General features: G+C 71.9%; 13 protein-coding genes. 4 read left to right on the top strand and 9 right to left on the bottom strand.

What is annotated here, in order from left to right; genetic code table 11:
* Nucleotides 1–19 precede the first annotated feature (19 nt).
* Nucleotides 20–667 (top strand): GntR family transcriptional regulator, encoded by a 648-nt coding sequence (locus ACLJOU_RS36445; RefSeq protein ID WP_410573955.1) that lies wholly within the window; start codon nucleotides 20–22, stop codon nucleotides 665–667.
* A gap of 105 nt (nucleotides 668–772) precedes the next feature.
* Here ACLJOU_RS36445 and ACLJOU_RS36440 read toward each other — a convergent pair whose 3' ends face one another.
* A complete protein-coding gene (locus tag ACLJOU_RS36440) occupies nucleotides 773–1,669 on the bottom strand; it encodes an aldo/keto reductase (RefSeq protein ID WP_410573826.1) in 897 nt (298 codons plus the stop codon).
* Between the two features lie 86 nt (nucleotides 1,670–1,755).
* Here ACLJOU_RS36440 and ACLJOU_RS36435 point away from each other — a divergent pair, with 86 nt between their 5' ends.
* Complete coding sequence (locus ACLJOU_RS36435; protein WP_410573825.1) at nucleotides 1,756–2,331, top strand: TetR/AcrR family transcriptional regulator; 576 nt, start codon at nucleotides 1,756–1,758, stop codon at nucleotides 2,329–2,331.
* Between the two features lie 91 nt (nucleotides 2,332–2,422).
* On the opposite strand, the gene ACLJOU_RS36430 is transcribed toward ACLJOU_RS36435, so the two are convergent.
* The 5 genes from ACLJOU_RS36430 to ACLJOU_RS36410 form a co-directional block, all read right to left on the bottom strand.
* Nucleotides 2,423–3,115, bottom strand: coding sequence for a glycoside hydrolase family 12 protein (locus ACLJOU_RS36430; protein ID WP_410573824.1), 693 nt, complete (start codon nucleotides 3,113–3,115; stop codon nucleotides 2,423–2,425).
* A 170-nt stretch (nucleotides 3,116–3,285) separates the two neighbouring features.
* Nucleotides 3,286–4,992, bottom strand: a complete 1,707-nt coding sequence (locus ACLJOU_RS36425) for an amylo-alpha-1,6-glucosidase (protein WP_410573823.1) — start codon at nucleotides 4,990–4,992, stop codon at nucleotides 3,286–3,288.
* A gap of 23 nt (nucleotides 4,993–5,015) precedes the next feature.
* Nucleotides 5,016–5,825, bottom strand: a complete 810-nt coding sequence (locus tag ACLJOU_RS36420; protein ID WP_410573822.1) for a carbohydrate ABC transporter permease — start codon at nucleotides 5,823–5,825, stop codon at nucleotides 5,016–5,018.
* The gene (locus tag ACLJOU_RS36415) at nucleotides 5,822–6,769 is read right to left on the bottom strand and encodes a carbohydrate ABC transporter permease (RefSeq protein WP_410573821.1); all 948 of its coding nucleotides are present in this window, start codon (nucleotides 6,767–6,769) and stop codon (nucleotides 5,822–5,824) included. The genes ACLJOU_RS36420 and ACLJOU_RS36415 overlap by 4 nt, the downstream gene beginning before the upstream one ends.
* Before the next feature lie 8 nt (nucleotides 6,770–6,777).
* A complete protein-coding gene (locus ACLJOU_RS36410; RefSeq protein WP_410573820.1) occupies nucleotides 6,778–8,001 on the bottom strand; it encodes an extracellular solute-binding protein in 1,224 nt (407 codons plus the stop codon).
* A 165-nt stretch (nucleotides 8,002–8,166) separates the two neighbouring features.
* Between ACLJOU_RS36410 and ACLJOU_RS36405 the strand changes: the two genes are divergently transcribed.
* Entirely contained in the window at nucleotides 8,167–9,183 is a 1,017-nt protein-coding gene (locus ACLJOU_RS36405; protein WP_410573819.1) for a LacI family DNA-binding transcriptional regulator, read from the top strand.
* Nucleotides 9,184–9,316: 133 nt separating this feature from the next.
* Entirely contained in the window at nucleotides 9,317–9,460 is a 144-nt protein-coding gene (locus ACLJOU_RS36400; protein WP_410573818.1) for a hypothetical protein, read from the top strand.
* A gap of 101 nt (nucleotides 9,461–9,561) precedes the next feature.
* Here the strand turns inward: ACLJOU_RS36400 and ACLJOU_RS36395 are convergent, their stop codons facing one another.
* The 3 genes from ACLJOU_RS36395 to ACLJOU_RS36385 form a co-directional block, all read right to left on the bottom strand.
* On the bottom strand, nucleotides 9,562–10,800 hold the full coding sequence (locus tag ACLJOU_RS36395; protein ID WP_410573817.1) for a GDSL-type esterase/lipase family protein: 1,239 nt from the start codon (nucleotides 10,798–10,800) through the stop codon (nucleotides 9,562–9,564).
* Nucleotides 10,801–10,822: 22 nt separating this feature from the next.
* On the bottom strand, nucleotides 10,823–11,785 hold the full coding sequence (locus tag ACLJOU_RS36390) for an arabinan endo-1,5-alpha-L-arabinosidase (protein WP_410573816.1): 963 nt from the start codon (nucleotides 11,783–11,785) through the stop codon (nucleotides 10,823–10,825).
* Between the two features lie 142 nt (nucleotides 11,786–11,927).
* Entirely contained in the window at nucleotides 11,928–13,484 is a 1,557-nt protein-coding gene (locus ACLJOU_RS36385) for an alpha-L-arabinofuranosidase B (RefSeq protein ID WP_410573815.1), read from the bottom strand.
* Nucleotides 13,485–13,940 lie beyond the last annotated feature (456 nt).

Below are 13,940 nucleotides of genomic sequence, written 5' to 3'. Positions count from 1 at the left end.
GGCTTCACCGGGGCGGCAGATGCTCTCCGAGCAGGTCTACGCCCACCTGCGGGACGCGATCCTGAGCGGGCGCCACTCCCCCGGCGAGGCCCTCAAGCCGCAGGACCTGGCCACCGGGCACGGGGTGAGCCTGGCCGTCGTGCGCGAGGCCCTCGTCCGGCTGGTCGGCGACGGCCTCGCCGACCGCCTGCCCAACCGCGGCTTCGCGGTCCCGGCGGTCACCGACCGCCGCTGGCAGGAAGTCGCCGAGGCCCGCCGGACGGTCGAGCCGCTGGTGCTGCGCCTGTCCCTCGAACGCGGCGACCTCGCCTGGGAAACCCGGGTGCGGGCCGCGCACCACCGGCTGGCCCGCACCCCGGCGTTCACCTCCGGCGAGGACCGCCACTACAGCGCCGAATGGGCCGAGGCCCACCGGATCTTCCACCGCACCCTGCTGGAGGGCTGCGGCAACCCGGTGCTGCTGGACACGTTCGACCGCATGTGGACGGCGAGCGAACTGGCCCGCCGCTGGTCGGCCCACCGCAGCCCCGGCCGCGACCACCTCGCCGAACACGCCCTGCTGGAGCAGACGGCTTTGGCGCGCGACGCCGACGCCGCGGCCGAGGCGCTGACCCGCCACCTCACCCTGACCACGACGGCCCTGACCGGCGGCGAACCGCCGGAATGACCGTGCGTTCCGGGATTCGGGGCGGTGCCGGCCGGCCACTGGCGAGAGCGCCCCGACTCGGGCACAGCCCTCCGGGACAAGGGCGAAGCCGGTACGGAGGAGCCCCTAACGCAGGCTGACGTCCATCGGACGGCTCGGGACCGCGGCCAGCGCGGCCAGCGCCTCGTCGTCGAGCGCGATGCCCGCCACCGCCAGGTTCGCCTCCAGGTGCGCCGCGCTCGCGGTGCCCGGGATGAGGTGGACGTTCGGGGCGTGGTGCAGCAGCCACGCCAGGCCGATCTGCTCCGGCGTGCGGCCGAGCGCCTGCGCCACCGCCTGGACCGCGGGCTCGTCGGTCACCTTCGGCACCCCGGGGAAGGCACCGCCCAGCGGGAAGAACGGGACCCACGCGACACCCTCGGCGGCGCACAGCCCGAGCAGCTCCTCGTCGTCGCGGGAAACGAGGCTGTAGGCGTTCTGCACGCAGGCGATCCCCGCCGGGAGCGCGTGGCGCAGGGTGTCGAGGGTCACCGCGCTCAGCCCGAGCGCGCCGATCTTGCCCTCGTCGCGCAGCGCCGTCAGCACCGCGAGCTGGTCGTCGAGCGGGACGCGCTGGTCACCTTCGGCGACCAGCCCGGGCAGCCGGTCGCCCCGGCGCAGGTTGACCAGCGGGATCCGGTCGAGACCGAGCGTGCGCAGGTTGTCCTCGACACTGGCCCGCAGCTGTTCGGGTCGCTGCGCGAGGCGGATCGGGAGCGGGGCGCCGGGGTCGGGGTCGGCGCCGACCTTGGTGGCGATCACGACGTCGTCGCCGGAGCCGAGGGCGTCGCGGATGACGCCGTTGACGAAGCCGTTGCCGTAGAACTGCGCGGTGTCGACGTGGTCGACGCCGAGCTCGACCGCCCGGCGCAGGAGGCCGACGGCCGCGGCGCGGTCGTCGTGCAGGCGCTCGAGCTGCATCGCCCCGTACCCGACGCGGGAAACGGAGCGGCCGGCGAGCGCGCCGCGTTCGGTGGAAGGCATGGGTGTCCCCGTCCTCGTGCGATGATGGCGAAGCGGAGGAGCCTCCGCTCAAGCCCGACCGTAGCACAACCGGAGGTGCCTCCGCTTTGTCCTCGCCCGAACCGGCCCGTCCGGTGCGCTCCGACGCGCGCCGCAACCGGGACAAGCTTCTCGCGGTCGCGCGCGCCGCGTTCGCCGCCGCCGACGGCCCGGTCGCGCTCGAAGCCGTCGCCCGCCGAGCCGGCGTCGGGATCGGCACCCTGTACCGGCACTTCCCGACCCGCGAAGCGCTCGTCGAAGCCGTCTACGCGGCGGAACTCGACGACGTCACGGCCGGCGCACCCGCCCTGCTCGAAGAACTCGCACCCGAAGCCGCCCTCCGCGCGTGGATGAACCGCTACGCGGCCTTCGTGGCGACCAAGCGCGGGATGGCGGACGTCCTGCGGGCGAGCGTGGCGTCGGGCCGCATCGCGACCCCCGCGACCCGGCAGCGCATCACGGCGGCGATCGGCGCGATCCTCGACGCGGGAGCGAAGGCGGGCACGCTGCGAGCCGGCACCGACCCGGAGGACGTCACCCTGCTCGTGCTCGGCGTGTTCCTGTCGACGGCGGGCGAAACCGACGCCGAGCGGACCGGCCGGATGCTCGACCTGATCGTCGACGCCCTGCGGGTGCGAAGCTGAACGCCTGCCGCGCGCGCTTTCCTCCGGAAAGCGCGCGCGAACAGCCCGGCGACTCGGGGAAAATCGGCTTTCGCTGCGCCCGCGACGGCGGTCAGGACGCGGAAACGGAATAACTGTTGGACGTGAAGTTCAGCCCGCCGGAAGACGACGTGATCTCGAAGCCGAACTGCACTTCGCCGAGGGTCACGTCACCGAACCACCCGCGGGCCCTGATCCAGTTCAGGACCGCGAGCACGTCGACCGTGCCGGCGTTCGTGTTCGACGTGCGCAGGAACGAGAACACCGCGTTCGAGCCGTTCGATCCCTTGTAGACGTCCCAGGTGTGGCCGCCGACGGTCACCGTCGTCTGCTTGCTGCCGATCGGGCCGACCGCACCCTGCTTGTTGACCCACAGCATGATTTCGTAGGCGTTGTTGTTCGCCCAGATGTCATACGCGGTCTCGTACGCGCCGCTGCCCGGCCGGTTGACGTTGAAGCTGCTCGAGACCTGCCGCAGCGAACTCAGCGTCCGGCCGACGTTCTTCGCCGAGTGCGGGTACGACTTGACGCCGCCGGTGTTCGGGTGGTCCGCCCAGACTCCCCAGTTGCTGTAGGAGTTCGCCCAGATGGTCTGCGGGCCGGCACCGCTGCCCCAGACGTCGTTTCGGACGGTGTAGCCGCCGTTGGACCAGGTCGCCCACTTGTCGGACGAGGACCAGGTGGCCGCTTCGGCCACCCCGGCGGTGGTCGCCACCACGGCGGCCGCGGTCAGTGAGACGAGCAACGAACGCACCACGTTGTGCATGGGAATCGTCCTTTCCCGGAAATCGGAACGGGAGACGGTGACGACTATTGCAGCCGGTTGTGCACCGGTCAAGATTCGGTGCGTGATTTGCCGACACGCGGCCCGGAAGAACAATGGAATCGACGATTTCAATCGCGGCGATCGTCGATTTGATCGAACAACAGGGCGCATTATCCTTCGCAGGTCAGCCGTTGTTCGGCGTCGCCGGCGAGCAGGAGGTACGCGGCGGCGGTCCAGGTGTAGGCGCGGTCGCGCAGGCCGTCGCCGGTCAGCGCGTCGAAGTTCTCCGCGAACCCCGATTTCTCGCACACGGCACGGAACCGCGCGCTGACGCGGTCGGCGAGGTCGGCGGCACCCGCGCGGCGGAGACCGTCCTCGATCAGCACGGTGACGGGTGCCCACACCGGACCCCGCCAGTAGCCGTCCGCTTCGTAGAACGCCGACGCGGGCCGCTCGGTCGCCAGCCCGATGCCGGTGAGGTGCGCCTCGAGCCCGGCCACGACCCGGTCGCGGACGCCGGGCGGGAGGTGTTCGCCCAGCACGATCGGCATCAGCTCCAGCAGGCTCGCCCCGGAGTGCACCGCCCCGGTCGCGGCCGAGCGGCTGACGAACTTCGTGCCGTCCCACAGCTCCTCCAGCAGCGCCGCCAGCATGCGCTCGGCTTCGGCGTCCCACCGCGCCGCCGCCTCGGGATCGCCTTCGCGGGCGGCCAGCACGGCCAGTTCCTTCAGCTGCAGCACCAGGAACGCGGCCAGGTCGGGGGTCTGCACGAGCCGCTGCGCGGCGAACGGCGTCGCGTTGTCCCAGCCGCTGTCGTTGCCGTGTTCGTAGTGGGCGAGCGGCCGGCCGGGCACGCGGCGGTGCGTGAGCCAGAACGTCGTCCACGCCGCCAGCTGCCGGTAGGCCGGCCCGGTTTCCGGCAGGCCGCCGGGAAGGCGGCGGCGCAGGCGGCTCAGCGCCCAGCCGTGGACGGGTGGTTTGACGAAGTTGCGCAGCACCTCGGCGTGCGTGACCGAATCGGGCAGCGCGCCCTGGTCGTCCTGGTGGTCGAAGACGACCTGGAACTGGTGCCAGGCCAGCTCGGGCCGTCCGCCGGCCAGCGCGAGGGCGTTGAAGCAGTGGTCCCAGCTCCACACCTTGTCCATCCAGTGCTTCGACATCAGCACGGCCGGGCGGCCGACGAACCCGGCGGGCGCCACGATGGCCGACCACAGCACGTAACAGGCGAGCTCCGCCGCGGGAGCGCGTTCGCCGCGCCAGGGCGCCACCGAATCGGCGAACGCGGCGAACGCGGTCCGGGCGGTGGTGACCACGTCGTCGAACGTCGCCGACGGCACGTACGGCTCCCGGGCGCCGGGCAGCTCCTCGACCACCACCTCCCAGCCGGCACCGCTCACGACGACGGCGCGTTCGGCCGTCCCCAGCGCTTCGGCCCCGACGTGCCGCAGGTGTCCGGAAAGGACGGTGAGGCGGTAGCGCTGGCCGGTTTCGTAGGAGGTGAAGACGGCGGCGCCGCCCACCGGGTCGGCGAAGGAGTACGTCCCGGTGAACGGGGTCAGCGTGGGCTCCGCCGCGCGGATCCGGAGTTCGAGGCCGTGTCCGGCGATCCGGAGCGCGTCCGGCGCCGCGTACGCCGCCGTGATCCGCTGCTCGCCGCCGCCCCACGTGAGCGCGGACGGCGTGGCGGTGACCGGAACCGCCACGCGCTGCCCGTCGCGTTCGGGCACCAGTGCCAGCACGGCGTGCATGCCGTGGCGGTGCGACACCAGGTGCAGGTCGTCGGCGTAGGTGGCCTGGGCCACCACCGGGGAGACGCCGAACCACGACCCCGGGTGGCTGAAGGGGATCTCGCGCAGCGAAAACTCGCCCGTGGGCACAGAAACCGTCCTTTCCGAGGGGTTCAGTCCTTGACGGCGCCCGCGGTGACGCCGGCGGCGACGAACCGCTGCGCCAGCACGAGCAGCACCGCGGCCGGCACGGAGGCCACCACCGCCGTCGCCATGATGGAGTTCCACTCCTGGTTGTTGTTGCCGATGTAGCGGTAGATGCCCAGCGTCAGCGGCCGCATCGAGCCACCGCCGTCGAGCGTCGCCGCGAAGACGAAGTCCGACCAGGCCCACAGGAACGAGAACAGGCCCGCGGTGACGACGCCGTTGCGGCTCGCGGGCAGCACCACCGACCAGAACGCGCGCACCGCGCCGGCGCCGTCGATCGTGGCCGCCTGGACGAGCTCGTCCGGCACCGAGGCCATGAAGGAGGTCAGGATGAGCACGGCGAACGGCACCGCGATCGTCGAATCGGCGAGGACCAGGCCCCACGCCGTGTTCGTGATCCCCAGCGAGACGTAGCTGCCGTAGAAACCCAGCGCCATGATGATGCCGGGGATCATCTGGGCGACGAGCAGCACGAAACCCAGCGCCCGGTGCCCGCGCGGGCGCAGCTTGGCCAGCGCGTAAGCCGAAGGCGCGGCCAGGGCCAGCGTCAGCACGACTGTGCCGAGCGCGACGAGCAGGCTGGTGGCGAAGTACGGGAGCTGCTCGCGCAGCACCCGCTCGTAGCCTTCGAACGTCGGCGCGGCGGGGAACCAGTCGGGCGGCGACTTGCGCATCCGCCCGGCCGGCGTCAGCGACACGTTCACCATCCAGTAGACGGGGAACAGCATCACGGCGGTGAGGACCAGCCCCACCGCGGTGCGCCAGTGGCGGCTCACGCCTCCTCCTGCCTGCGCTGCGCGCGGATGTAGGCCAGGCCGGCCGCCAGGGCCAGCAGGATGAGCACGTTGCCCACGGCCGCACTGGGGCCGAACCGCGGGAGCAGGCTGCCGAACCCGAGCTGGTAGGACCAGGTGGCCAGGGTGGTCGACGCCCCGTCGGGGCCACCGCGGGTCATGATCCAGATGACGTCGAACACCTTCAGCGTGTAGACCAGCCCCAGCAGCAGGGTGATCGCCGAAACCGGGCGCAGCAGCGGGAAGGTGACGTGCCGGAACCGCTGCCACGCCCCGGCGCCGTCGAGCGACGCCGCCTCGTACACCTCGGCCGGGATGTTCTGCAGGCCGCTGTGCAGCACGACGAGGTTGAACGGCACGCCGATCCAGATGTTGGCGATGATCACCGACACCAGCGACCACGACGGCGACGTCAGCCAGTCGACCCGGCCGGCACCGAACCAGCCCAGCACGGCGTTGACCACCCCGGATTCGCTGTTGAGCAGCCACGCCCAGGTCGAGCCCGACACGATCAGCGGCAGCAGCCACGGCACGAGGAACAGAGCGCGCAACGTCGGGCCCAGCCGGAAGTGGCGGGCGAAGAACACCGCCATCGCCAGGCCGATGCCGTACTGGAAGAGCAGCGACGCGGCGGTGAAGACGAGCGTGTTCACCAGCGCCGTGCGAAAGGTCGGCTCGGTGAACACTGCGGCGTAGTTGTCGAACCAGACGAGCGGCGCGCCACCGTGCACGAAGGTGCGGACCGTGTAGCTGCGCAGGCTGAGATCGATGTTCGTCGCGAGCGGATAGCCGTAGCAGAGCAGGAGGTAGGCGACGAGCGGCGCGAGGAACGCCCACGCGAGCAGCTGCTGCCGGCGGCGCCGCCCGGCCCGCCCGGGCGCTCGCGCGGCCGGACGGGCGGTGACCGGTCGGCGGGTGTCCAGCACGACCACGCCTACTTCGCCGACGCGGCGGTCGCTTGCGCGGCGGCGAGCGCGGCGTCCGGGGCCTTCGCGCCGGTGAGCGCGGCCTGGACGGCACCCCAGAGCGGTTCGGAGATCCGCGGGTACCGCGTGCCGAGGTGGTCGCCGGTGCGGCCCTTGGCGACCTTGACCGCGTCGACCCACACCTTGAGCTCCGGCTGGGCGGCGACCTGCTTCTCCTGCACCGGCGGCACGGCGGAGACGTAGGTCAGCGCCGTGTCGGAGTCGAGCACGTTGGCCGGGCTGGTCAGGCAGGACGCGATCCGGCCCGCGGTCTTCTCGGCGTCCGGGCTGCTCTGGACGGGCACGGTGACGAACTCGCCGCCGGTCGGCGCCGGGGCCGCGCCCCCGGTGCGCGCGGGGATCGGGAGGACGCCGTAGTCGAAGCCGGCCTTCTTCGCGTTCTGCAGCTGCCAGGTACCGTTCTCGGCGAAGGCGTACTCACCCGTCGCGAACTCCTGCCAGCTGGTCGTCTGCGTGTTGCCGACCACCGAGTTCGGCGCGTATCCCTTGGCCAGCCACGACTTCCACTGCGCGAGCGCCGAGACGGCGTCCGCCGAAGCCAGGTCGGTCAGGTTCGCGCCCGAGCCCCAGAACCACGGCAGGAACTGGAAACTGCCCTCTTCGGTGCCGATCGCCGAGAACGTGATGCCCTTCTTGCCCGCCGCGTGCACCTTGGCCAGCGCCGCGTCGAGACCCGCCCAGTCCTTCACCGACGCCGGGTCGACGCCGGCCGCGGTCAGGACGGCCTTGTTGTAGTAGAGGGCGAGCGTGTTCGCCCCGACCGGGACGCCGTAGACCTGACCCTTCACGTCGCCGGCGGCGAGCAGGTTGGGCGCGACCTGCGTGGCGTCGAGCCCGGTGTCCGCGTTGGACTTGAGCACCCCGCCCTCGGCCAGGGTGGACACCACGGGGTTGTCCACCACGAGGACGTTGGGCGCGGTGTTCTGCTGGGCGGCGAGCAGCACCTTGTTGGTCAGGTCGGTCGTGTCGAACGCCTGCCGCGTGATCTTGACCCCGGCGTCGGCGCCGCACTTGTCGACGACCTTCGCCCACGCGGACCCCGCGTCGAACTGCGGGTACGGGTCCCACACGGTGAAGGCACCGGCGGCGGGGGCGGTCCCGGAGGAGCAGGCGGCCAGTGCCGTCGCGGTGACGGCCACGGACAGCAGCCGGACGATCGGATGACGCGGCATGGGGGGTCCTTCCTGTCGGCACCAGCGCCGACCTGGCGGCGGTCGATCCGTCATCGAACCGGTTCGATGGCGAAGGCCGCGTCACCGTAAACCCCGCGAACCCTCCTGCGCAATACTGCGTGTACTACGATCGAACCGGTTTCGAGCACCGGGGTCAGGAGTGGCATGAACATCGGGGAGATCGCGCGGCGCGCGGGGGTCTCGCGCAGCACCGTGTCGTACGCGCTGAGCGGCAAGCGCCCGGTGTCGGCGGCCACCGTGCAGCGCATCAACGACGTCATCGCCGAGCTCGGCTACCGGCCCAACGCCAGCGCCCGCGCCCTGGCCGAAGGCCGGACCCGCACGCTCGGCCTGGTCGTCCCGCCGGCCAGCCGGCGGCTGACCGACGTCCAGCTGGGGTTCGTCGGCAGCGTCGTCGACGCGGCCGCCGCCCACGACCTCGACGTCCTGCTCTCCCCCAGCGGCGGCGACCACGACCGCTCGTTCGAACGCATCGTGACCGGGCGGCGGGTCGACGGCGTGATCCTGATGGAGATCCTCCTCGAAGACCCGCGCGTCGAGCGGCTGAGCCAGGCGAGCCTGCCGTACGTCACCATCGGGCACGTGGAGCACCCGGGCGCGTCCTGGTGGGTCGACGTCGACTACGGCGCCCTGATCACCCGGTGCGTGCACCACCTCGCGGACCTCGGGCACGAGGAGGTGGTGCTGATCAACCGGTCGGCCGAGCTCGTCGCGGCCGGGTACGGGCCGGCACTGCGCTCGGCGACGGGGTTCCTCGACGCGACCGAGGCGCGGGGCTTGACGGCCCGCACGGTGTGCTGCGCGGACGACGCGGCGGCGGGGCTGGCCTGCTTCGAGCAGCTCCGGGCGCAGTGGCCCGCGGTGACGGCGGCGGTGACGATCAACGAAGCGGCCCTGCCGGGCGTCCAGCGCGCGTTGCACCGGGCCGGGCTCGAGGTGCCCCGCGACTTCTCGCTGACCGGGGTGATCGCCGAGCGCCTGGCGGAGGATTTCCACCCCCCGCTGACGGCGGCGGACGTTCCGGCGGTGGAGCTGGGCCGGCTGGCGGTGGACCTGCTGCTGGCGCAGATCGCGGACGCGGAAGCGCAACCGCGGCACGCACTCCTGGAGCCGCCGATCTCCCTGCGGTCGAGCACCGGCGCCCGGCGGTACCGCGGCTGACGCGCCGAATGGTCGAACCGGTTCGACCGAACGTCCGAGCGTCCCGGGTGTGCGCACCCGCACCGTTTTCCACTTGCCCGGCACGGGAAACTGGACATCGGGAGGGGGGTCACCGACTCGCGGAGAGGCCTCGATGTCGCCCATCGACCACCTGATCGTCACCGTCCTCGGCCACCGCCGGGCCCAGGCCCGGGAGCAGCGGCCCGTCCCGGCGCCCGGCCGGCGGCCACCGGACTCCCCGCCGGAGCGCCGGTCCTCGACGCCCGGCACCCCGTAGCGGGCCTGTCTCCGGCCTCGCTGGACTCTTCACCGGGGCGCCGGTCCTCGACGGCCGGCACCCCGGAACCCAGCGACTCAGCGGCTCAGCGGCTCGGCGGCTCAGCGGGCGAAGACCGCCAGGTCGATCGAATCCCCCAGCAGCCGGTCGCCCGCGGCGTTGGGGTGGTAGCAGTCGGTCCGCAGGTCCGCGCGGATCACCGTCGGGTCCGCCGGATCGCGCAGCACGGCGTCGAAGTCGAGCACCGCGTCGAACGTCCCGGAGGTGTGGATCCACTGGTTCACCGCGAGCCGGGCCTGTTCCTTCGGGCCGCCGGCGGCGTTGCACATCGGCAGGATCGTCGCGCCCACGATCCGGCGGCCGGCCGCGTGCACCCGCCCGGCGATGGTCTTCATCGCGGCGATGACCTGCGCGGCCGGCGCCGGGGGCGCGTTGTCGCCGCCACCGAGGTCGTTCGTCCCCTCGAGCAGCAGCACGTACCGCACGCCGGGCAGGGACAGCACGTCCCGGTCGAGCCGGGCCGGCGCGGGCGGCCCACAGCACTGCCCGGTGGGGTCGTACGGGTTCGGCTGGACGCTGACGGTGTTGCCGCTGATGCCCGCGTTGGCCACCGACAGCCGCCGCGACGGCGGGAGGGCCGCCATGCGCTCGGCGAGCACGTCGGTCCAGCGCGGGCCGCCGCCGAAGGCGTTGTAGCCGTCGGTGATCGAGTCGCCGAGGGCGACGATCGTGCCGCGCGCCGGTGAGAAGGCGCTGATCGCGTCCGCCCACCACAGGACGCCGGGCGCGAAGGGCCCGTACGCACTCCCCGACTCGTCACCACCGGCGTCGCCCGGTCCGGCGGAGGTGAAGGACCCGGGCGTGGCGGTCTCCGGTGGCGGGAAGGTGTGGTCGTTGACCGGCGCCCCCGGCGCGTACACGCTCACCGCGACGTGGTCGCCCCGCCGGACCGCCAGCGGCAGCGGGTCGGTCCACGCGCTCGCGCCGGGCGGGATCGTCACCGCGTGCCGGAAACCGAAGGTGGCGCGGTGGTTCGACCCCGGCACCAGCGCGGGCGCGTTCGTCGACGGCTGCTTGCCGACCCACACCGACCGCACGGTCATCGCGGTGCCGCCGAACGGGTTGCTCAGCCGCACCCGCAGGGCCGCCCCGGGCGCGGTCACCGTCAGCACGTTGCGGATCGTGACGTCGGGGCTCGTGCCGTGCACGCCTTCCAGCGCGGACTCGGTCAAGGTCACCGGGCCCGGCGGCGCACCGCCCGTGGGCGATGCCCCCGCCGGTGCCGGGCTCAGCAGCGACGCGGAAACGGCCAGGACCAGCACGGTTCGGCGGATGGGCATCCCGAAGCGTCCTTTCCGGTGCTCAGACGACGACCGGCCAGCCGGCCGCGTCGTAGGTCAGGCGGTTGATGCCGAGGCGGGAAGTGCCGTTGTCGGCGTAGTAGTGGTAGACGAGCAGGTCGCCGTCGTTGTCGGCGAGCACGGCCTCGTGGCCCGGACCGTGGACACTGCCGTGCCCGGCAAGGATTTCGGTGCCACCACCGGAGGTCATCGGCACGCCGGAGCGGTCGGCGTAGGGCCCGGTGATGCTTGTGGACCGGCCGACCATGACGCGGTAGGTGCTCGCCGCGCCGCGGCAGCAGAGGTCGAACGACACGTACTGGTAGTAGTACTGGCCGCGTTTGACGATGAAAGGGGCCTCGATGGCGCCGCCGCCGCGGCCGGCGATGCCGGTCAGGCCGCTGCCCTGCCGCAGTCCCGTCGCGGGGTTCAGCTGGATCAGCTTGACGCCCGACCAGAACGAGCCGAAGTCCAGCCACCACCGGCCCTGGTCGTCCACGACCAGGTTCGGGTCGATGGCGTTGAAGTCGTCACCCGCGCGGGATTCGACGACCAGGCCCCGGTTCGTCCAGGTGCCGGCGCCGCCGGACGGGCTGGTGGCCAGGAAGATCGCCGAGTGGTTGGAGCCGAACGTCGAAGCCGAGTAGTACAGGTAGTACTGGCCGTTGTGGTAGGAGAGGTCCGGGGCCCACAGCCGGCGATCGCCTCCGGTGTAGGACGTGGTCCACGGTGCGCCGCCCGGGAACGCCGAACCGGCGCCGCGGAAGGCGATGCGGTCGGTGGAGGTCTCCAGCGTGATGCCGTCCCCGGTGTGCGCCACCAGGTAGCTGCCGTCCGGGCGCTTGACCACGCTCGGGTCGTGCACGCCGGTATCACCGGTGACGCGGCCGGGATCGGGGTAGGCGGCCGCGGCGGGCAGCGCCGTGGCCAGCAGTAGCGCGACGGCGGCCGAGCCGGCGGAAAAAGAGCTTCGAGCGGACAGCATGCTGCCTCCAACCTGGTCAGGACAACACTTTCCGCTGGAGCGCTCCGGGCCGAGGGTAACGCAGTGACAACCGGTGCGGCAACAGATTCGAGAAAGCGCTGTCACGCGCCCGGGCGGGCCGGGCGCGTGACAGCGGCCGCGATCAGGCTGCCCACGGTGAGCTGACGAGCCAGCTCACGTCATCGTTGTAGGCGTTGGTGTTGTCGAAGGTGTTCGAACCGCCGTTGGCGGCGATGTAGACGTTGTAGCTGTAATGGCGCACGTACCGGTCCGGGAAGTTCAGCGACCGCAGCGAAGTGCCTTGCCCGCTGCGCCCGGCCTCGGGGCAGAAGGTCGCGTCCTGGGCGAACAGCGAACTCCCGTCGTTGGCCTGGAGGGAAACCTGGTAGTTCTGGTGCCGCAGGTACTGCCCGGCCGTGTTGCGGGATTCGAAGGACACGCACGAGCTGTCGGCCAGCCCGGACCGGACGGTCCAGGAAGCGTTGCCCTTTTCCGTGGCCGAACTGCCGCTGGTGATGACCCCGATGTCCACAGCGGACCCGTTGTGGTGGATGTAGCGGTCGGTGCAGCAGCCGGTGGTCGCCTGCAGCGAAACCGTCGAGCCGGGGGTCAGGCCGGTGCCCGCGGAACCGGTGGTGTAGCCGGCCGCGGTGATGTTGGCCTGCACCGCGTTTTCCGTGGCGTCGGACGGATATCCGGACGTCATGACGCCTTCGTAGAAGGTGCCGCGGGCGCCGACGCTGTTGTCGCCGCCGATGCCCAGGATGATGGCGCCTTCCTTCTTCATCGGGTTGTAGCCCGAAACGTTCGGGCGCACGCCGTCGTAGAAGGTGGAAACGCCGCCGGACTGGGCGTTGCCGCCGCGGATCGCCCAGTGGTTCGGACCGCCCTTGACGATGGCGGTCAGGAAGCGGTGGCTGATGCTCGGATCGTTGGCGTTGTAGTGCTGGTTGACGCCGGAGAACAGGCCGTTCTCCAGGTCCGCCATGATCCACGGGCCGTTGCCGGCGCCGTAGCCCCAGACCTTGATGTTGCCGAAGTAGATCGCTTCCATGGTGCCGTTGCCGTTGTCGCGGCTGTTGCGCTCGGCGTTGCCGTAGTCGAAGCAGCAGCCACCGTTGTAGTGCGTGCCGTCGAAGATGGCGTACATGCCCTCCGGCTGGTCACCGGTGGCGATCCCGTTGGTGTTGTTGTTGCGGTAACCGGTTCCGGGCGCGATGTAGACGCCGTAGGCCTTGTGGCCGCCGACGGTGATCGGCGCGGAGGTGGCGTTGGCGAGGTTGTCGTACCCGCCCGCGGCCGGGCCGTTGAAGCCACCGGGCGGCGCCTGCGTGAGGCGGTTGTTCCGGCCGGACTGGTCATAGATGACCGTGATCAGGCAGGTGGTCCCGGCGCAGAAGGAGTCCTGCGCCGCGGCGTTGGCCACCCCGCCCGCGGCCAGCGGCGCGATGTCGCGCGTGGCGCTGTCGGACGCGCGCCGCACTTGGTACAGCGGCCCGGTGTAGGCGCCGTACAGGGCCCGGGTCGTGGAATGCGCGGCCACGCACGGGGTCCCGCCTGCGGCGTAGATGTCGCACGGCCCTTGGGTGGCCGCTTGGGCACTGCCGCCACCGGCGAGCAGACCGGTGACGAACGTGCCGGCGGTGACGAGGGCCGCGGTGAGGGCGCGTGGACGGGCGTATCTCGGCTGTCGTGCCATGGGTGATCTCCCGCTGGGGTACGGAGAAACGTCGAATCGACAGGTGCGCGGGCCGGCGACGGTGCCAACCTCCTCCTCGATCACCGACACGCAGGAACGGCACAGGCGGAGCGATTGTGAGCGCTAACATAACTCTCGCTCCGAGGCGGTGCAAGAGCCGGTTTTCCCGCTCGGATCCTTCGACGGTTTCGAGTACCGGCGCAAACCCGTTGTCCCGCAAGGGGTCGAGCCGCAGTGCCGGGGAGGGCGCCTAGCGTATGCGCCCGCGGGACCACCTGCGCTCAGCCCGGCCGTCCGATGAGCCCGCCCGGGCGGCTTGCTCATCCGGGCCACCGGCTCTCATCGACCGCCTGAGGTCACCGGGCCGAGGTCGCCGGCGCGGAGAGGGGCGCGCTCGCCCGAGCTACCGACAACCGCGCACTCCCCATCGGCCGCCCCGGGAGCATCCGGGTCGAG

The sequence above is a fragment of the Amycolatopsis sp. cmx-4-61 genome (genome assembly GCF_046548775.1).
GTDB lineage: Bacteria > Actinomycetota > Actinomycetes > Mycobacteriales > Pseudonocardiaceae > Amycolatopsis.
This window is presented reverse-complemented; position numbering and strand designations above follow the sequence as displayed.

Bases quoted from the DNA above. Each gene is read 5' to 3' on its own strand.
- ACLJOU_RS36445 (WP_410573955.1), top strand. From the start codon at position 20: ATGCTCTCCGAGCAGGTCTACGCCCACCTGCGGGACGCGATCCTGAGC.
- ACLJOU_RS36440 (WP_410573826.1), bottom strand. From the start codon at position 1,669: ATGCCTTCCACCGAACGCGGCGCGCTCGCCGGCCGCTCCGTTTCCCGC.
- ACLJOU_RS36430 (WP_410573824.1), bottom strand. From the start codon at position 3,115: ATGCACAACGTGGTGCGTTCGTTGCTCGTCTCACTGACCGCGGCCGCC.
- ACLJOU_RS36410 (WP_410573820.1), bottom strand. From the start codon at position 8,001: ATGCCGCGTCATCCGATCGTCCGGCTGCTGTCCGTGGCCGTCACCGCG.
- ACLJOU_RS36405 (WP_410573819.1), top strand. From the start codon at position 8,167: ATGAACATCGGGGAGATCGCGCGGCGCGCGGGGGTCTCGCGCAGCACC.
- ACLJOU_RS36400 (WP_410573818.1), top strand. From the start codon at position 9,317: ATGTCGCCCATCGACCACCTGATCGTCACCGTCCTCGGCCACCGCCGG.
- ACLJOU_RS36395 (WP_410573817.1), bottom strand. From the start codon at position 10,800: ATGCCCATCCGCCGAACCGTGCTGGTCCTGGCCGTTTCCGCGTCGCTG.
- ACLJOU_RS36390 (WP_410573816.1), bottom strand. From the start codon at position 11,785: ATGCTGTCCGCTCGAAGCTCTTTTTCCGCCGGCTCGGCCGCCGTCGCG.
- ACLJOU_RS36385 (WP_410573815.1), bottom strand. From the start codon at position 13,484: ATGGCACGACAGCCGAGATACGCCCGTCCACGCGCCCTCACCGCGGCC.